General features: G+C 69.4%; 17 protein-coding genes. 10 read left to right on the forward strand and 7 right to left on the reverse strand.

What is annotated here, in order from left to right; genetic code table 11:
* Window positions 1-190: 190 nt before the first annotated feature.
* The 4 genes from ITJ57_RS06750 to ITJ57_RS06765 all read right to left on the reverse strand — a co-directional run bounded on the left by ITJ57_RS06750 (window position 191) and on the right by ITJ57_RS06765 (window position 5,035).
* Entirely contained in the window at window positions 191-1,129 is a 939-nt protein-coding gene (locus tag ITJ57_RS06750; RefSeq protein WP_194669388.1) for an NUDIX domain-containing protein, read from the reverse strand.
* Window positions 1,130-1,181: 52 nt separating this feature from the next.
* Window positions 1,182-3,377: an RNA degradosome polyphosphate kinase gene (locus tag ITJ57_RS06755; RefSeq protein WP_194669389.1), complete on the reverse strand. Its 2,196-nt coding sequence runs from the start codon at window positions 3,375-3,377 to the stop codon at window positions 1,182-1,184.
* A gap of 91 nt (window positions 3,378-3,468) precedes the next feature.
* Entirely contained in the window at window positions 3,469-4,374 is a 906-nt protein-coding gene (gene mshD / locus ITJ57_RS06760; protein WP_194669390.1) for a mycothiol synthase, read from the reverse strand.
* A complete protein-coding gene (locus ITJ57_RS06765; RefSeq protein WP_194669391.1) occupies window positions 4,346-5,035 on the reverse strand; it encodes a response regulator transcription factor in 690 nt (229 codons plus the stop codon). The genes mshD and ITJ57_RS06765 overlap by 29 nt, the downstream gene beginning before the upstream one ends.
* A gap of 109 nt (window positions 5,036-5,144) precedes the next feature.
* On the opposite strand from ITJ57_RS06765, the gene ITJ57_RS06770 reads away from it, so the two are divergent.
* The 4 genes from ITJ57_RS06770 (at window position 5,145) to ITJ57_RS06785 (ending at window position 8,564) form a co-directional block, all read left to right on the forward strand.
* Window positions 5,145-5,435 carry a hypothetical protein gene (locus ITJ57_RS06770; protein WP_194669392.1) on the forward strand — a complete coding sequence of 97 codons (291 nt, stop codon included), beginning with the start codon at window positions 5,145-5,147 and terminating at the stop codon, window positions 5,433-5,435.
* Between the two features lie 132 nt (window positions 5,436-5,567).
* Window positions 5,568-6,266, forward strand: coding sequence for an FABP family protein (locus ITJ57_RS06775; RefSeq protein ID WP_194669393.1), 699 nt, complete (start codon window positions 5,568-5,570; stop codon window positions 6,264-6,266).
* Between the two features lies 1 nt (window position 6,267).
* Window positions 6,268-7,434 (forward strand): folate-binding protein YgfZ, encoded by a 1,167-nt coding sequence (locus tag ITJ57_RS06780; protein WP_370582237.1) that lies wholly within the window; start codon window positions 6,268-6,270, stop codon window positions 7,432-7,434.
* Between the two features lie 8 nt (window positions 7,435-7,442).
* The gene (locus ITJ57_RS06785) at window positions 7,443-8,564 is read left to right on the forward strand and encodes an FUSC family protein (protein ID WP_370582238.1); all 1,122 of its coding nucleotides are present in this window, start codon (window positions 7,443-7,445) and stop codon (window positions 8,562-8,564) included.
* A gap of 35 nt (window positions 8,565-8,599) precedes the next feature.
* Here the strand turns inward: ITJ57_RS06785 and ITJ57_RS06790 are convergent, their stop codons facing one another.
* The gene (locus ITJ57_RS06790) at window positions 8,600-9,424 is read right to left on the reverse strand and encodes a class I SAM-dependent methyltransferase (RefSeq protein ID WP_194669394.1); all 825 of its coding nucleotides are present in this window, start codon (window positions 9,422-9,424) and stop codon (window positions 8,600-8,602) included.
* 72 nt (window positions 9,425-9,496) lie between these two features.
* Between ITJ57_RS06790 and ITJ57_RS06795 the strand changes: the two genes are divergently transcribed.
* The 3 genes from ITJ57_RS06795 to ITJ57_RS06805 all read left to right on the forward strand — a co-directional run bounded on the left by ITJ57_RS06795 (window position 9,497) and on the right by ITJ57_RS06805 (window position 12,813).
* Window positions 9,497-10,246: a phosphoglyceromutase gene (locus ITJ57_RS06795; protein WP_194669395.1), complete on the forward strand. Its 750-nt coding sequence runs from the start codon at window positions 9,497-9,499 to the stop codon at window positions 10,244-10,246.
* A gap of 162 nt (window positions 10,247-10,408) precedes the next feature.
* The gene (locus ITJ57_RS06800; protein WP_194669396.1) at window positions 10,409-11,287 is read left to right on the forward strand and encodes a hypothetical protein; all 879 of its coding nucleotides are present in this window, start codon (window positions 10,409-10,411) and stop codon (window positions 11,285-11,287) included.
* Between the two features lie 110 nt (window positions 11,288-11,397).
* Entirely contained in the window at window positions 11,398-12,813 is a 1,416-nt protein-coding gene (locus ITJ57_RS06805) for a chaplin family protein (protein WP_194669397.1), read from the forward strand.
* 76 nt (window positions 12,814-12,889) lie between these two features.
* On the opposite strand, the gene phoU is transcribed toward ITJ57_RS06805, so the two are convergent.
* Entirely contained in the window at window positions 12,890-13,558 is a 669-nt protein-coding gene (gene phoU, locus ITJ57_RS06810) for a phosphate signaling complex protein PhoU (protein WP_056007773.1), read from the reverse strand.
* A gap of 166 nt (window positions 13,559-13,724) precedes the next feature.
* On the opposite strand from phoU, the gene ITJ57_RS06815 reads away from it, so the two are divergent.
* The gene (locus ITJ57_RS06815; protein WP_056007771.1) at window positions 13,725-14,891 is read left to right on the forward strand and encodes a cell wall metabolism sensor histidine kinase WalK; all 1,167 of its coding nucleotides are present in this window, start codon (window positions 13,725-13,727) and stop codon (window positions 14,889-14,891) included.
* Window positions 14,888-15,571, forward strand: a complete 684-nt coding sequence (locus ITJ57_RS06820; protein ID WP_056007768.1) for a response regulator transcription factor — start codon at window positions 14,888-14,890, stop codon at window positions 15,569-15,571. The genes ITJ57_RS06815 and ITJ57_RS06820 overlap by 4 nt, the downstream gene beginning before the upstream one ends.
* A 75-nt stretch (window positions 15,572-15,646) precedes the next feature.
* Here the strand turns inward: ITJ57_RS06820 and ITJ57_RS06825 are convergent, their stop codons facing one another.
* Complete coding sequence (locus ITJ57_RS06825) at window positions 15,647-16,192, reverse strand: hypothetical protein (protein WP_194669398.1); 546 nt, start codon at window positions 16,190-16,192, stop codon at window positions 15,647-15,649.
* 209 nt (window positions 16,193-16,401) lie between these two features.
* On the opposite strand from ITJ57_RS06825, the gene ITJ57_RS06830 reads away from it, so the two are divergent.
* Window positions 16,402-16,884, forward strand: coding sequence for a CarD family transcriptional regulator (locus ITJ57_RS06830; protein ID WP_194669399.1), 483 nt, complete (start codon window positions 16,402-16,404; stop codon window positions 16,882-16,884).
* Window positions 16,885-16,919 lie beyond the last annotated feature (35 nt).

Genomic DNA, 16,919 nt, shown 5'->3' on the forward strand with positions numbered 1-16,919 from the left:
CATTCATTGGTGTGGGTGCGAGCCGGTGCTGGCTCGTCAGTGACGCTAACCATGCGGCATGACGAGCATCCCCCGTGCTGGTAAACAACGGGTGAACGGAGATCGACGGCTTGCTTGCGCGACGCCGGGGATGCACGCGAAACGGCCCCCTTCTGGGGGCCGTGACGGTCTCTGTGGGTGCGTGGCCCGCTCAGACCCGTGGTTCGTGCGTCTCGATCGCGATGATGCCGGAGCTCGGGTTGGTCCGCGAGAGGTGCACGATCGAGAACGCGCCCGTCTCGAGTGCTGCCGCGCTGCCGAGGTAGGACCCGCGGGTCGAGCCGGTCGCCAGGGCGATCTCGCGGAGGATCTCGGGGAGGACCGGGCCGTGGCTGCAGAGGATGGCGGTCTTCAAGGCCCGGACGCGGCGACCGACGACGCGGCGGACGTCGGCCTCGCCTCGCTCATATGCGTCCTGGCTGATGAGCTCGGAGCGTTTGGGCTCGATGCCCGCCGCGGCGGCGATGGGGCTCACCGTGCTGACGCAGCGCACGGCCGTGCTGGTGACGATCTTGCGGGGACCGAAGGCGAGCAGGGTCGCGACGTTGCCAGCGGCCTGCTTGACGCCTCGGGCGGCGAGTGGCCGGGTCGCGTCCTCGCCAGGCCACTCGGAGGGCGAGGTGGCTTTGCCATGTCGCATGGCGATGAGGGCGAAGGTCGCGGTCACTCCCTCTTCGACGAGCGCTGCGAACGTCTCGAGGATCTCGACGTCGCGCTCGTAGCTGAGGTAGCTCCGCGCGCGCTTGATGCTGACCCACTCCAGGGCGGCGACTTCCCCGTTGGGGATGAACGTGCTCTCGCGGACGGCCTGCTCCGTGACCTCGGCCGACCAGTAGTGGACGATCTTCTCCCGACCGCTGGACAGCGGGTAGGTGGAGACGCCGAGGGGTACCCCGAGGTGGACGCTCAGTCCCGTCTCCTCCTTGATCTCCCGGACGGCCGTCTCCGCGAGGGTCTCGCCCGGGTCGACCTTCCCCTTGGGGATCGTGACGTCGCCGTACACCGTGCGGTGGATGACGAGGAGGTGGACCTTGCCGTCGATGAGACGCCAGCACACCGCACCGGCTGCATAGATTGCCGTCGTCGTCATGGTCTCTACCTCGTCGTGTGGTGGTGCTCGTGCAGGTCGCGGTGCCGCATCGTCAGCGACGACTCCTCGGGCGCCGGCGCGCCGCGGTCTCGAGCATGAGGGAGTCTTGCAGATCCGTGAGCGGCTGGCCATCAGCGTCGACCGCGTGGCGTGTCCACACCCCGTCGGCGTCGAGCCACCACGACGAGGTCTGCTCGTCGAGGGCCTGCTCGAACATGGCGGCGGTCGCGGCGAGATGCTTCGGATCGGTGAGGCGCACGAGTGCCTCGACCCGGCGGTCGAGGTTCCGGTGCATCATGTCGGCACTGCCGATGAACACGTGCGGATCGCCGTCGTTGTGGAACGAGAAGATGCGGGAGTGCTCGAGGTACCGCCCGAGGATGGACCGCACGCGGATCGTCTCGCTCATGCCCGGCTGGCCGGGCTTCAGCGCGCAGATGCCGCGCACCCAGAGGTCGATGGGGACGCCCGCCTGGCTCGCGCGGTACAGGGCGTCGATGATCGCCTCGTCCACCATGGAGTTGACCTTGATGCGGATGCCGGAGGGCTTGCCCTCCTCCGCGTTCGTCCGCTCCTGCTCGATGTGCTTGAGCAATCCCTTGCGGAGGTGGCGGGGCGCGACCAGCAAGCGCTTGAACTTCTTCTCGATGGCGTAGCCGGACAGCTCGTTGAAGAGCCGGGTGAGGTCCTTGCCCACCTGGTCGTCGGCCGTGAACAGGCCGAGGTCCTCGTAGATCCGGCTCGTCTTCGGGTTGTAGTTGCCCGTGCCGATGTGGCTGTAGTGGCGCAGCACGCCCCGCTCCTGACGGACGACGAGGGCGAGCTTGCAGTGGGTCTTCAAGCCGACGAGCCCGTAGACGACGTGGACGCCCGCCTTCTCGAGCTTCCGGGCCCAGGAGATGTTGTTCTGCTCGTCGAAGCGGGCCTTGATCTCGACCAGGGCGAGGACCTGCTTGCCGGCTTCCGCGGCGTCGATCAGTGCTTCGACGATGGGGCTGTCGCCGGAGGTCCGGTACAGGGTCTGCTTGATCGCCAGGACGTGCGGGTCTGCCGCCGCCTGTTCGATGAAGGCCTGCACGCTCGTGGCGAAGGACTCGTAGGGGTGGTGGACGAGGACGTCCTCCCTGGCGATCGACCGGAAGAGATCGGGCTTGCCGTTCGGCTCGTCGGGCTGGAACTGCAGCGCGGTCGTCGGCACCCGCTTCGGGTACTGCAGGTCGGGACGGTCGATGCCGGCGAGGCTGAAGAGCCCACCGAGGTCGAGCGGCGACGGGAGGCGGTAGACCTCCTGCTCCGTGATGTCGAGCTCGCGGACGAGCAGGCCGAGGGTGACGTCGTCCATGTCGTCGGTGATCTCGAGCCGGATCGGCGGGCCGAACCGACGACGCAGCAGCTCCTTCTCGAGGGCCTGGATGAGGTTCTCGGTCTCGTCCTCCTCGATCACCATGTCCTCGTTGCGGGTGACGCGGAACACGTGGTGGTCGACGATCTCCATGCCGGGGAACAGGTGGCCCAGGTGGTTGGCGATGACCTCTTCGAGGGCGATGTACCGGACGCTCGGGGCGGTGTCGAGTGCCGCGGAGCGACGCTCGGCCGGGCCGACCCGGACGAAGCGCGGCATCATCTGCGGCACCTTGAGGCGGGCGAACTCCTCGCGCCCGCTGCGCGTGTTCCGCACTCGCACCGCGAGGTTCAACGAGAGGCCCGAGATGTAGGGGAAGGGGTGGGCCGGGTCGACGGCGAGCGGCATGAGGACGGGGAAGACCTGGTTGCTGAAGTACTCGCTGAGGTAGTCGCGGTCTGCCGCGTCGAGCGAGTCCCAGGTGACGACGGTGACGCCGCGTTCCGCGAGGTCGGGACGCACGAGGTCGTGCCAGGCGCGGGCGTGGCGCTCCTGGAGGATGTGGGCCTGCTGCGAGATCTCGGAGAGGACGTCGGCCGGGGCGTTGCCCACGTTCGTCGGGACGGCCAGGCCGGTGAGGATGCGGCGCTTCAGACCGGCGACCCGGACCATGAAGAACTCGTCGAGGTTCGAGGCGAAGATCGCGAGGAAATTGGCGCGTTCGAGGACGGGGAGCGCCGGATCCTCCGCAAGCTCGAGGACACGCTGGTTGAAGGCGAGCCAGCTGAGTTCGCGGTCGAGGTAGCGGTGTTCGGGCAGCGCAGGATCGTTGCGTTCGAACGCGGGATCGAAGTCCTCGTCGTCTCCATCGAGGCCGACGTCGAGCACGGTTGGGTCTGCTGGCATGTCTTCATCATGACACCGTGACGGCGGTGGTCGCGACGACTGCGGTGAACACTCTGTAAATGCGGTCGTCCAGGCGTGCTGTGGAGCGGGATCAGGCGTCGGTTCTCGCGTACTGGACGTCGATCGTGTGGTCGGTGAATCCGAGCGAGCGGTACAGCGAGACCGCCGGCACGTTGTCCGCTTCGACGTAGAGCGTGACGGCGTCGACCCCACGTTCGCGCAGCCGCGCCAGCCCGGCCTCCATCAGAAGCCGTCCGAGTCCACGACCACCGGCGGCCGGGTGCACGCCCACCGCGTACACCTCGCCGACCGTCTCCTCGATCTTGAGCCAGATGAACCCGAGCAGGTCGCCGTCGGACCCGCGGGCCAGGAGGAAGTCGCCGGCGTCGAACCACGATTCGGCCTCGCGCGCGCGGAGGTCGTCGAGGCTCATCCGGCCTTGCTCCGGGTGGCCGACGAACGCGAGCGCATTGACCTCGAGCCACTCCTGTTCGTCCACACCCGGCGTGAAGGTCTCGATCGTGACGTCCGCGTGCCCCGCGGTCGCCGATCGCGCGCGGTTCGCCGGCGCCTTCGTCAGGCGCAGCTGCAGGAGCGTCCTGATGGAGGAGAACCCGAACTCCTCGGCGAGCACCCGGGACGCGGGGTGGTCGCCGTGCGCCCAGATCCGGACGTTCGGTGGGCAGTTCGAGAGGACGCCGCGAAGCGACGCGCGACCGTACCCGTGGCCTCGCCACTCCGGTCCGACCACGAACTCCAGTTCGCCGTGCCCCACGATGGCTGCGCCGACGACGGCGAAGTCGTCCGGATCGACCGGTGGGTCCTGGGGCTCGACGGCGAGGATCAGGGTGCGCGCACCCGAGGCGACGTCGATGAGTGACTGGTCGCTGAACGGGGGCTGACCGTCGACGAGGGACGCGGTCCGTACGAGACGGTCGAGCGCGGCGCGTGTGGGCGCGTCCTCGACGTTACGAACCGACAGCGTCAGCCGGGGCATGATCGTCCTCGTAGACGTTGAAGCGGTAGCCGACGTTCCGCACGGTGCCGATGAGCTGCTCGAGGTCTCCGAGCTTCGCGCGGAGCCGCCGGACGTGCACGTCGACCGTGCGGGTGCCACCGAAGTAGTCGTAGCCCCAGACCTCGCTGAGCAGTTGCTCGCGCGTGAACACCCGGGAGGGGTGGGTCGCGAAGAACCGGAGCAGCTCGAACTCCTTGAACGTGAGGTCGAGCGGTTTGCCGTGGACCTTCGCGGAGTAGCTGGCCTCGTCGATGACCACGCCGGACGCCTGGATCTTGCTCGCCGAGTGCTCTTGCGAGGCGCGACCGATGGCGAGCCGGATCCGCGCGTCGACCTCCGCCGGCCCCGCCGACTCGAGGATGACGTCGTTCACGCCCCAGTCGGCACTGACGGCGGTGAGTCCGCCCTCGGTGAGGATCAGCAGCAGGGGGACGGACAGCCCCGACGCGCCGAGGATCTTGCACAGCGACTTCGCGCTCGCCAGGTCTTGCCGGGCGTCGACCAGCACCAGGTCCGAACTCGGTGCGTTCACGAGCTGCGACGGGTCGGCCGGGATCTGCCGGGTGCGGTGGCTGAGGAGTCCGAGGGATGGGAGGACCTCGGTGCCGACCATGGAGGTCAAGACCAAAATTTGCGCCACGCGCATCCTCCCGACTGAGTTTGGAACCATATTAGGCGAACGACTGCGCCCGCCGTCGCACCATCGGCCGGAGGTGGTCCGCCGCTCCCCGCTCTGTGACAATGGGTCCGTGAGCGAAACCACCCTCTCTCCCCGGCTGCGCTGGATCAGCGTCGTCTCCATCTGGGCGCTCGCGCTCATCGGCGTCGTCGTGTCCGGCCTGCTCTGGAGCCCGGGGGAGACGTTCTTCGGGCTGTCCGCCACGCTCGGCCTCTGCACCCTCGCCGCGTTCTCAGCGCAGTTGCTGACGCGTCAGAAGATCGGGTTCGTCGACCGCATGTCGACGAGCGTGACCGGCTCGGTGCTGATCCTCGCGCTCGGAGGGGCCGTGTATGGCCTCATCGCACTGGCTGCGGGGTAGACTTTCCCCATGCTGCTCGCTCTCGAAATCTTCTTCATCGGCTTGCTCGTCCTCGCCAGCCTCGCCATCGCGTTCACCGCGGTCGTGGTGCTGAAGAACCTGTACCGCGGACAGCGCTAGTCGGGCTCCTCGATGATCGAGATCCCGAGCGGCCTGCCGAGCGAACTGGTCCCGCTGTCCTGGCTGATCGGCGTCTGGGAGGGCACCGGGGTCATCGACTACAAGATCGGTGACGAGACCGTCACCCGCGAGTTCGGTCAGCGCGTCAGTTTCAGCCACGACGGCCTGCCGTACCTGAACTACAACTCCTACACCTGGCTCCTCCCGGAGCAGCCAGCGGCCGACGCCGAGGGTGCCTCGACGACCGACGCCGACAGCCTCTCCGACGACGCCGGTGCTGAGGCGACGGACGCTCCGCTCGACCCGCTGGCCGCCCCCGAGCCGCTCGTCACCGAGACCGGCTACTGGCGTCTGGAACGACCCCTCATCGAAGGCGATCCGGGTCCGGGCATGCTCCCTGGACAGGGGCCGAGGCCGTTCGGTACGGCCCAATCGGTGGAGGCGCTGCGGACCTCGACCGGCGCATTCCCGCTGCAGGTGTCGATCGTCCACCCGAACGGGGTGAGCGAGCTCTACCTGGGGCAGATCGACGGCCCGCGCATCGACCTTGCGACCGACGCCGTGGTGCGCACCGCGGGTGCCAAGGAGTACGCCGCAGCCACCCGCCTCTACGGCCTCGTCGAGAACCACCTGCTGTGGGCGTGGGACATCGCCGCACTCGGCCAGGATCTCCGCACGCACGCCTCGGCGCGCCTGGCCAAAGCCGACTGACGTGTCGACATCCATCGGATCGGCCGTTCCGAGCGTTCGTCCCGGCTCTCCCTTCCTCGCGCTGCCCGGCGCCGTCGAACAGGCGGACGCGTTCGACCACGGCGTCCCCTCGCACTACGGCAGCCCGAACATCGAGCAGCGCCTGATCTCGCGTGGCACGGCGATCGTCGACCTCTCCAACCGCGGCGTCGTGACGATCACCGGTCCGGACCGACTGAGCTGGCTCCACTCCATCACGAGCCAGGACCTCCGCTCCTTGCCCGCCGGTACCTCCACGGAGACGCTCTTCCTCGACCAGAGCGGCCGGATCGAGCACGCGGCCAAGCTGCTCGACGATGGGACGACCACCTGGATCATCACCGAGGCCGAGGATGCCGCTCCGCTCCACGCCTGGCTCGACCGTATGCGGTTCATGCTGCGCGTCGAGGTGGCCATCGCAACGGAGCAGTACGCGGTGATCGGCGCGGCGGCGGGCCTCGCCATCGACGCCGCGGCCCCCAACGGACTGCCGCTCGTCTGGCACGACCCGTGGTCGGAGGTCACCGTCGGCGGTCACCAGTACGCGACGGGCGAGCACCCTGGTGCCACCTGGACGTGGACCGAGACCATCGTCGAGCGCGCCACGCTCGAGACACTCGTGCAGCAGGTCCGCGCGGGCACGTTCTCCGCAGCCGGTTCCCTCGCCGCAGAAGCACTGCGGATCGCCGCCTGGCGTCCACGCCTGCAGGCCGAGGTCGACGAGCGGAGCATCCCACACGAGCTCGACTGGCTCCGCTCCGCAGTGCACCTCAACAAAGGGTGCTACCGCGGGCAGGAGACGGTCGCGAAGGTGCACAACCTCGGGCACCCGCCACGGCGGCTCGTCATGCTCCTCCTCGACGGCTCCGACGCGGTCCTCCCGCCGGCCGGTTCGGATGTCGTGCTCGTCACCGGTGGCGACGACCCGGTCCGCAAGACCGTCGGGAGCATCACCTCGAGCGCGATCCACCACGAGCTGGGCCCGGTAGCCCTGGCCGTCGTCAAACGCTCCACGGATCCGGCCGCCGTGCTGACGGTCGAAGCCGAGGGTGTCGACGTCGCGGCGTCGCAGGAGATCGTGGTCCCGGCCGATGCCGGCGCGACGGCGAACGTCCCCCGACTCCCGCGACTCGGCGCCGTCCGGCGCTGACCGGAGTGGTGAGGCAGAACGCGTCCGAGGAGCAGGCGGATGGCGACCGTTGGACGGCGGCGCTTCTGCGGCGCATCGCCCTCGCTGACGCCTGGCATCGCCTGGTCGCCTCCGTGCCGGCAGTGCTGCAGGTCAGTCTCACCGCGATAGCCGCCTACGCCTTCACCCACTACGTGCTCGGGCACGCCGTCCCACTCCTCGCCTTGACCGTGACGATCTCGAGTCTCGGGTTCGTCCGCGACGCCCGCCCGATCCGGGTCCTCGAGACGGCCGTCGGAATGAGCGTCGGGATCGCGCTGGCCGAGATCCTGCTCCTCGGCTTCGGCCAGGGGACCTGGCAGCTCGCCGTGGCGCTCGTGCTCACGCTGCTCGTCGCCCGGTTCCTGTCGCCGGCGGCGTCGTTCGCGATCGCTGCCGCTGTCCAGTCCGTGCTCGTCATGCTCCTGCCCGTGCCCGACGGCGGACCGTTCGTGCGGACGCTCGACGGATTGATCGGCGGGGTCTTCGCCCTCCTCGCGACGGCACTCATCCCGCGCGACCCGCGCCGGAGCGCCCGCCGGGACGGCCAGCGGCTCATCGACGAACACGTCCGGACGCTGGCGTCACTCGTGGCGGGCCTCCGGCTCGGCGATCTGGAGCAGGCGGACCGTGCGCTGGCCCGGGCGAGGGCCACCCAGCCGGCACTCGACGCATGGCGCGAAACCCTCGATTCAGGGCTCGCCATCGCGCGCATCTCCCCGTTCCTCAGGAAGGCCGTGTTCGACCTGGAGCGTCAGCGGACGATGCTCGACGGGATGGATCTCGCGACCCGCAACCTCCGGGTCATCGCCCGGCGCATCGACTACGTGTCACGCGATGCCACGCGCCGCCCCGAGCTCGCCGACCTGCTCGCCCGGACCTCCGTCGCGCTCGGCATCCTGTCGCAGTCGATCGGCGACATCGCGCAGCAGCCGGTCGCGCGGCAATCCCTGCTCGAGATCGCCAAGCACCTCGACCCGGTCGCCGTGCTGCCGCAAGCCTCGGTGTCGGAGCAGGCGCTCGTCCTCGTGCTCCGTCCGTACCTCGTCGACCTGCTCACGGCGACCGGATTGCCGACGGCGGACGCCCAGGCGGCGCTTCCCGCGGTCTGAATCGAGACGCGAGCCGATGCTCAGTCGACCGGTGCTCAGGCGACCGGCGTCGCAGCAGGGGCGACGGCCGACCACGGCAGCGTCAGCTCGCCCAGGCGCCAGCGGGAGCGACCCGCGGTCACGGGCCACCCGGTGTCGACGAGCGAGCCGACGGTCGCCAACCAGCGCTGCACGGGGCCGTAGACCGCCAGAGGGGTGTGCACGCGCCAGGCACGGTCCAGGTCCGTCATGAGCGCATGGACGCGTTCGCCCGGGACGTTGCGGTGGATCAGCGCCTTCGGCAGTCGTTCCGCGACGATCGACGGGAGCTCGAGGTCGGCGAGCCGCAGACTGATCGAGAACGACTCGGGGTGCCCCTCGTCGTCGACGGCGACCCAGCTGGCCACACGCCCGATCTCGTCGCAGGTCCCCTCGACGAGTGTCCCGCCCGGCTGGAGTCGCTTGGCCATCAGGTGCCAGGCCTCGGCGACCTCGGACTCGTCGTACTGGCGGAGCACGTTGAACGCGCGGATGACGACCGGGCGGTCATCGCCGGTCGGGACCTCGAAGCCGCCGAGCGCGAAGGACACCCGAGCGGCGGGGGAGAAGCGGGTCGCTCCGGCGCGCACCTGTCGCAGCTGGGCATCGGCGGTGCGGACGCGACCCGGCTCGATCTCGAGACCGATGACCCGGAGATCGGGTCGGACGGCGAGCAGCCGCTCGTGCAGTTCCAGGGTCGTGATGCCGCTCGCACCGTAGCCGAGATCCACCACCAGGGGGTTCGTCGTCCGCCTGAGCGAGGGCCGGGTCGCGATCCAGCGGTCCACCCGGCGGAGCCGGTTCGTGTTCGTCGTCCCGCGAGTGATCGATCCGACGGGCATGGCCCCATTCTCCCTCACCGACGAGACCTCCGGGTCCACCTCGCGGCCACGCGCCGTCGGTATGCTGGAGGCATGCCTGAGACTTACACCCTCGTCCTGCTTCGCCACGGCAACAGCGACTGGAATCAGAAGAACCTGTTCACCGGTTGGGTCGACGTCCGACTCAGCGAACTCGGTGTCACCGAAGCCAAGCGCGCGGGTGAGCTGCTCGCCGACTCCGGCATCACCCCGGACGTGCTGTACACCTCGGTCCTCTCCCGCGCGATCCAGACGGCCAACCTGGCGCTCGAGACCGCCGACCGCATGTGGATCCCGGTGAAGCGCAGCTGGCGCCTCAACGAACGTCACTACGGTGCACTGCAGGGCAAGGACAAGGCGCAGACGCTCGCCGAGTACGGTCCGGAGCAGTTCCAGACCTGGCGTCGGTCCTTCGACGTCCCGCCGCCGCCCATCGCGGATGACGACCAGTGGTCGCAGGCGGACGACCCGCGGTACGTCGGCATCGACGGCGAACTGCCACGCACCGAGTGCCTGAAGGACGTCATCGACCGCATGCTGCCGTACTGGGAGTCCGACATCACGGTCGACCTCGCGGCCGGCAAGACGGTGCTCGTCACGGCGCACGGGAACTCGCTCCGCGCCCTCGTCAAGCATCTCGACGACATCTCGGACGACGAGATCGCGGAGCTGAACATCCCGACCGGCATCCCGCTCGTCTACGAGCTCGACGCCGACTTCCGCCCGGTCGCCCCGGCCCGCTACCTCGACCCGGAGGCCGCCGCCGCCGGTGCCGCCGCCGTCGCGGCTCAGGGCAAGAAGTAGCGGAAACCCCACCAAACCAGGGCCCCGGCCAGGGGCACAGCTCGACGGATTTCACGTCGAATGTGCTTCTGGCCGGGGTTTTCCATCGCGCGAGAAAGGGCTTGAATGGTTTCCGAGTTGGGCGTACAGTGACTGCACTGTGACCCGATTGGGGGGATACGCATGGAGCAGTCGACCGACGGCACGCGTTTCCCCCTGTGGCGAGCTCTCGCCCTCAGCGGTTTCGCCGCTGCGGCGTTCACGGCCGTCGCCATCCTCGGGTCGCCCTCGGCCGCACACGCCGACGACGGCACGGACCCGTCGCTCCTCGGCGCGGTCACCGAGGTGGTCGAGTCACTCGACCAACCGATCGACGCCGTCGGAGCGGTGGTCGACGTCGTGGACACCGCGGTCGTCGAGCCCGTAGTGGACGCCGTCGACGACACGGTGGCGGCTGTGCCGGTCGTGAACACGGTGGTCGAGGAGACCGTCGGCTCGGAGCCGGTGGCCACCATCGTCGAACCCGTCGTGCAGACGGTCGAGGACACGGTCAGTGGGCTCGGTGACGTGGTCACGGCCGTCCCGGTGCCCAGCGTTCCGATCGTCGTGCCGACCGTTCCGGTCCCGGTGAGCCCGGACCCCGCCGTGCCCGCGCCTGAGCAGGCCGGCGACACGTCAGTCGTTCCACCGTCGGCGATCGTTCCGGCCCCGGTGTTCGGGCCCCCGTCAGCGCTGCCCGGAGACCACTCCTCTTCAGGCCTCGGTTCGGATCACGAGAGCGCTTCCTTCAAAGCGTCGACCGACGCCGTCCTGCAAAGCGCCACGGCGCTTCCCGCGACACCCGGCGGTCTGCCGACCCTGCCGTCCGTCGACGACCGCTGGGCGGTCTCGCCGAGCGGGTCCAGCTCGTCCGGCCCGGGCGCGGCCGCCAACGGCCCGGCGAGCGGCGAGCCGTCCGCCGACATCGTGATCCCGGCACCCGGGACCGACCGGCGCGCCGTCGCACGAGACGACGACCTCCCAGCCTCACCCACGTTCCCTGCAGACACCGCTCCTGACTGACGCCGGACGACTCCGCCGTGTTCGGCGGAGACCCACCCATCGGGTGGTTCATCAGTCCGAAGTCTCCCGACACCGGGAGCACACCAGTCATTCTGCAAGGAGCAGGAATCATGAATTCGTATGTCAAGAAAGGCCTCTACTGCGGCCTGTTCGTCGCGGGACTCACGTTCCTCGGAGCCACGGCGGCCAATGCCGACACCTCGGGAGAGGACAGCATCCTCGGCGGCAACCTCGTCGACGTGGTGCTCGAAGCACCGGTCGAGATCGTCGACACGGCGGTGAGCGTCGTCGGCGACTCGTCGGCGACCAGTGCGCCGGAGCCGGCGCCAGCGGAGCCCGCGCCAGCGCCGGAGCCGGCACCTGAGCCGGCACCGGCGCCCGAGCCGGCACCGGCACCCGAGCCGGCACCGGCACCTGAGCCGGAAGCCACCAGCACCAGCGGTGACGACAGCGTCGCCGGTGGGAACCAGGTACAGCTGCCCGTCACCATCCCGGTGACGGTGGAGGACAATGCCATCTCGGTCATCGGCGACGCCGAGCAGTCGAGCGGTGCGGCGGTGCCGTCTGGGGAGCCGACCACGGCTCCCGCAGGCGGCCAGACCACGACCGGTGACGACAGTGTCGCCGGTGGGAACCAGGTCCAGCTGCCCGTCACCATCCCGGTGACGGTCGGCGGGAACGCCATCTCCGTGATCGGTGACTCGAGCAGCGAGCAGGCGGGTCAGCCTGCGGCGGCTCCGGGCGGAGCGACTGCTCCGGCGGGGTCGTCGACGACGACCGGTGACGACAGTGTCGCCGGTGGGAACCAGGTGTCACCGGTGGTGACGGTACCGGTGACGGTCGGCGGGAACGCCATCTCCGTGATCGGTGACTCGAGCAGCGAGCAGGCGGGTCAGACTGCGGCTGCTCCGGGTGGAGCGACTGCTCCGGCGGGGTCGTCGACGACAGCCGGTGACGACAGTGTCGCCGGTGGGAACCAGGTCCTCGGCGGCGTCGAGCTCCCCGTCTCGGTGGTCGGCAACGCCGTCAGTGTGATCGGTGACGCCGAGTCGACCGGTGGAGCGACCACGACCCCGGCCGCGTCGGGCAACGGCACGTCCACGACGGTCGGCGATGGCAGCCTGGGCGGTGGGAACCAGGTGATCCTCGATCTGGGCCTGCCCGTCACGGTGGGTGGCAACGCCATCTCGGTGATCGGAGACAGCGAGACCGGTGGTCCCGGGGTCACCGACCCGACCGATCCGACAGACCCGACGGACCCGACCGACCCGACGGACCCGACCGACCCCACCATCCCGGTGGTCCCCGCTGCGCCGAGTAGCCCGACGACCGTCGTCGTCAGTGCCGCCACGGCATCGCAGTCCGGCTCGAGTGTGACGGCTTCGGCCCCGCGTTCGGCCGAGCCGCGCCTGGCCGACACGGGCAGCGCCGCGGCTGGACTCCTGCCGCTCGCCGGACTGGCGACCGTCCTCGGGCTGCTGCTCCTGGCCGGTGGCTCGATCGTCCGTCGCCGTCAGATCGGCTAGTCCCGCGCCAACGGACGAGCGGTGCCGACCCGGATTCGGGTCGGCACCGCTCGTCGGGGTGTCCGGTGGTCGGCGCTCAGTGGTGGACCGGCGTCGTGGTCTCGGGGATCCAGTCGCCGGTGGCCAGGTACTGCACCTTCTTGGCGATGGACACCGCGTGGTCGGCGAAGCGCTCGTGGTACCGCGAAGCGAGGGTGGCGTCGACGGTCGCGACCGGCTCACCCTTCCACGTGTCGCCGAGCACCTTCTCGAAGACGCTGGCGTGGAGTTCGTCCACGTCGTCGTCGTCGTTCCGGATCTCGTCCGCGATGCGGGGGTCCTGCGTCCGCAGGAGTTCGGTGAGCTTGCGTGCGATGGACACGTCGAGTCGGCCCATCTCGGCGAACGTCGTGCGCAGCCCCTTCGGGACGGCCTTGTCGGGGAAGCGGTAGCGCGACAGCTGGGCGATGTGCTCGGCCATGTCGCCCATCCGCTCGAGCGAGGCGCTGATCCGCAGGGCACTGACGACGATGCGCAGGTCGCGGGCCACCGGCTGCTGGCGGGCCAGGATGTCGATCGCGAGTTCGTCGAGTTCGATGGCGAGCTGGTCGATGCGGTTGTCGTTGGCGATGACCTCTTCGGCCACGGCGACGTCGGAGTTGCCGAAGGACTGCGTCGCCTTCTCGATGGAGATCGTGACGAGCTCGGCGATCTCGACCAGGCGATCCTGGACCTCTCGCAGTGACTGCTGGAATACCTCGCGCATGGCTCTGGGTGCCGTCCTTCCGTGACCTGGCGGTGGGCAGGCAGGTGCCCGCTCCGCCGATGATGCCGAACCAAGGTTAACAGTTGGGGCCCCACGCGTGAACAGTCGTCGAAGTGGCGGGGTATTCGCGAGTTCGGCCTCCGGCGGACTGAGTAACGTAGTACCCATGGACACCATGTGGTTGGTGCTGATCGCGTTGGCACTCGGCCTCATCGTCGGGGGCGGTTTCGTCGCCCTCATCACCCTCGCCCTCCGCCGTGGCGAGCGCGCTGCGACGGTCGTGAACCCGGTCGTGCCCGATGGGGTCGACCAGGTGCTCGAGGCCCTCGACAGCGCAGGCATCGTCGTCGACCCGTCGAACAACGTGCTCAAGGCGTCGCCCGGAGCCTTCGCGCTCGGCCTGGTCCGCGACCGCGTCCTCGACAACCAGGAACTCATCGACCTCGCGCTGGAGGTCCGCCGCACCGGCGACGCCGTCACGAGCGACCTGGAACTGGCCCTCGGTCGGTTCGGGGAGGCCACGAGACACCTCCGGGTGCGCGCGGCGCCGCTCGGCTCCCGCTTCATCCTGTTGCTCGCGGAGGACCACACGGAGGCGCGCCGCCTGGACGAGGTCCGTCGGGACTTCATCGCGAACATCAGCCACGAGTTGAAGACGCCGATCGGTGCCATCGGCCTCCTGTCGGAGGCGCTCGACACCGCGGCCGACGACCCGGAACGGGTCAAGCGGTTCGCCAGTCGACTCGCGACCGAGTCCCATCGACTCACGCGGATGACGGCGGAGATCATCGACCTGTCCCGGCTGCAGGCGGCCGACGCGCTCCATCAGCCGGAGCTCGTGCGGCTCGATCGCGTGATCGCCGCCGCGGTCGACCAGAACCGTGTCCCGGCGGACGCCACCGGCGTCGGCCTGTCGGTCCGCGGGGGCAAGAACCTCGAGGTCTACGGCGATGAGGCGATGCTCGTCGTCGCTGTGCACAACCTCATCTCGAACGCGATCCACTATTCGCCGACCGGCGCGCAGGTGGGGGTCGGGGTCCGCGCGGTCGACGATGTCGTCGAGATCGCCGTCACCGACCAGGGTGTCGGGATCGCCGAGGAGGACCGCGACCGCGTGTTCGAACGGTTCTTCCGCGTCGACCAGGCGCGGTCCCGGCACACCGGCGGCACCGGCCTCGGGCTGAGTATCGTCAAGCACACCGTCCACAACCACGGCGGGGAGGTCAAGGTCTGGTCCCAACTCGGCCGCGGTTCGACCTTCACCATCCGCCTGCCCAGAGCAACGACCCCGCCGGAGGACCTCTCCACCGGCACGGCAAGGAGTACCCTGTGACCCGCATCCTGCTCGTCGAAGACGAAGCATCGTTGAGTGAACCGTTGAGTTATCTGCTCGAGCGGGAGGGCTACGAGGTCGAGGTGGCCGAGGACGGTCCGTCGGCGGTCCAGTCGTTCACCGCTCGCGGCGCCGACCTCGTGCTGCTCGACCTCATGCTGCCCGGCATCCCGGGCACGGAGGTCTGTCGGCAGATCCGTGCGGTGTCGAGCACGCCGATCATCATGCTGACCGCGAAGGACTCCGAAGTCGACATCGTCGTGGGTCTCGAACTGGGAGCCGACGACTACGTCACGAAGCCGTATTCCACCCGCGAGCTGCTCGCACGGATCCGCGCGGTCCTGCGCCGCCGTGTCGACGCGGACCAGGCACAGGAGGAGGTGCTGCTCGAGGCCGGTACGGTCCGGATGGACACCGAGCGCCATGTCGTCGAGGTCAACGGTGCCCCGATCCCCATGCCGCTGAAGGAGTACGAGCTGCTCGAGCTGCTGCTGCGGAACGCCGGGCGCGTGCTCACCCGCGGGCAGCTGATCGACCGCGTGTGGGGGAGCGACTACTACGGCGACACCAAGACGCTCGACGTCCACATCAAGCGCATCCGTTCGCGCATCGAGGCGAACCCGTCGGAGCCGGTGATGCTCGTCACCGTCCGCGGGCTCGGCTACCGGTTCGAGGCCTGACCGCGACGTCCGGCACACCGACGAACGCCCCGCCTCTCAGGAGAGGCGGGGCGTTCGGTCGTGATCGGTGCTCGACTACTCGGTCGGCTCCGTCGTGGGCGTGGCGAGCGGCGTCGGGATATCGCTCGGCTCCACCGTCGGTTCCTCCGTCGGCTGGGGCGTGGGGACGAGCGTCGAGTACTCGAGCAGCTCTCCGGTGAGGACCGGGACGCTCGCGGTGGCACCGGTCTCTTCGCCGTACTGGAAGAAGACGTCGACGATCCCGCCGGGCTGCACGCCGAGCGACTCGATCCGCAGGGGGTCGTTCGCCCCGCTCCCGTCGAAGCTCGTGAGACCCGGTTCGGCGAGGACCTGGAACTGCTCGTCGATGCCCTCGACCTCGATGAGCACGGTGTGCGCGCGGTCGTCGCGGTTCGCGACGCTGAAGACGAGGTTGCCGGTCTCGCCGTCGTCCGAGACGACGATGGCGTTGCGGACCGCGACCGAGCCGACGGTGACACCGACGCCGTCCGAGGCGTCGTACTGCTTCAGGGTCGCCTGCGGCGCGATCAGGTTGCACCCGCTCATGCCGAGTGCGACAGCACCGGCGACGACGATGGAAGCGATGAGACGCGCCTTCACAGAACCCTCCAAGATGTGGTGGCCCCGGGCGCAGACGAGTGACAGGTGTCCCGGGATCCGGATTCGAGTCTAGCCCACCCCCGCGTGGCGACGCGGTCGCTGCGGGCTCCTGGACGGGGCGTCGTCCCTCGGCCCTGCCGCGGGCCCCGTACCCGGCTCTGATCAGGGGTCCTGTGGTATTCTGGTAGACGCCGAAGGGACCGACACCCATGATCTTCGAAGTTGGCGAGACCGTCGTCTACCCGCACCACGGTGCCGCGACCATCACCGAGGTGAAGACCCGCGTCGTCAAGGGCGAGGAGAGGCTCTATCTGAAGCTCCGTGTCACGCAGGGCGACCTCGTCATCGAGGTCCCGGCCGAGAACGTCGACCTCGTCGGCGTGCGCGACGTCATCGGACAGGAGGGCGTGGACCGCGTGTTCGACGTGCTCCGCGCGCCGTTCACCGAGGAGCCGACGAACTGGTCCCGTCGATACAAGGCGAACCTCGAGAAGCTCGCGTCGGGAGACGTCATCAAGGTGTCCGAGGTCGTCCGCGACCTCTGGCGGCGCGACCAGGACCGCGGTCTCTCGGCCGGGGAGAAGCGCATGCTCGCGAAGGCGCGGCAGATCCTCGTCTCCGAGCTGGCGCTCGCGGAGCAGACGGACGAGGAGCAGGCGTCCTCCGTCCTCGACGAGGTCCTCGCGTCCTGAGCCGGCCCGCTGCTCGCTGATCGCGCGGGAGAAGT

It is taken from the genome of Plantibacter sp. VKM Ac-2880, assembly GCF_015351235.1.
Classification (GTDB): Bacteria; Actinomycetota; Actinomycetes; order Actinomycetales; family Microbacteriaceae; genus Plantibacter.

Excerpts from the sequence above, each read along its gene's own strand:
- ITJ57_RS06750 (WP_194669388.1), bottom strand. The coding sequence starts at position 1,129 with ATGACGACGACGGCAATCTATGCAGCCGGTGCGGTGTGCTGGCGTCTC.
- ITJ57_RS06755 (WP_194669389.1), bottom strand. The coding sequence starts at position 3,377 with ATGCCAGCAGACCCAACCGTGCTCGACGTCGGCCTCGATGGAGACGAC.
- mshD (WP_194669390.1), bottom strand. The coding sequence starts at position 4,374 with ATGCCCCGGCTGACGCTGTCGGTTCGTAACGTCGAGGACGCGCCCACA.
- ITJ57_RS06775 (WP_194669393.1), top strand. The coding sequence starts at position 5,568 with ATGATCGAGATCCCGAGCGGCCTGCCGAGCGAACTGGTCCCGCTGTCC.
- ITJ57_RS06790 (WP_194669394.1), bottom strand. The coding sequence starts at position 9,424 with ATGCCCGTCGGATCGATCACTCGCGGGACGACGAACACGAACCGGCTC.
- ITJ57_RS06795 (WP_194669395.1), top strand. The coding sequence starts at position 9,497 with ATGCCTGAGACTTACACCCTCGTCCTGCTTCGCCACGGCAACAGCGAC.
- ITJ57_RS06800 (WP_194669396.1), top strand. The coding sequence starts at position 10,409 with ATGGAGCAGTCGACCGACGGCACGCGTTTCCCCCTGTGGCGAGCTCTC.
- ITJ57_RS06805 (WP_194669397.1), top strand. The coding sequence starts at position 11,398 with ATGAATTCGTATGTCAAGAAAGGCCTCTACTGCGGCCTGTTCGTCGCG.
- phoU (WP_056007773.1), bottom strand. The coding sequence starts at position 13,558 with ATGCGCGAGGTATTCCAGCAGTCACTGCGAGAGGTCCAGGATCGCCTG.
- ITJ57_RS06815 (WP_056007771.1), top strand. The coding sequence starts at position 13,725 with ATGGACACCATGTGGTTGGTGCTGATCGCGTTGGCACTCGGCCTCATC.
- ITJ57_RS06830 (WP_194669399.1), top strand. The coding sequence starts at position 16,402 with ATGATCTTCGAAGTTGGCGAGACCGTCGTCTACCCGCACCACGGTGCC.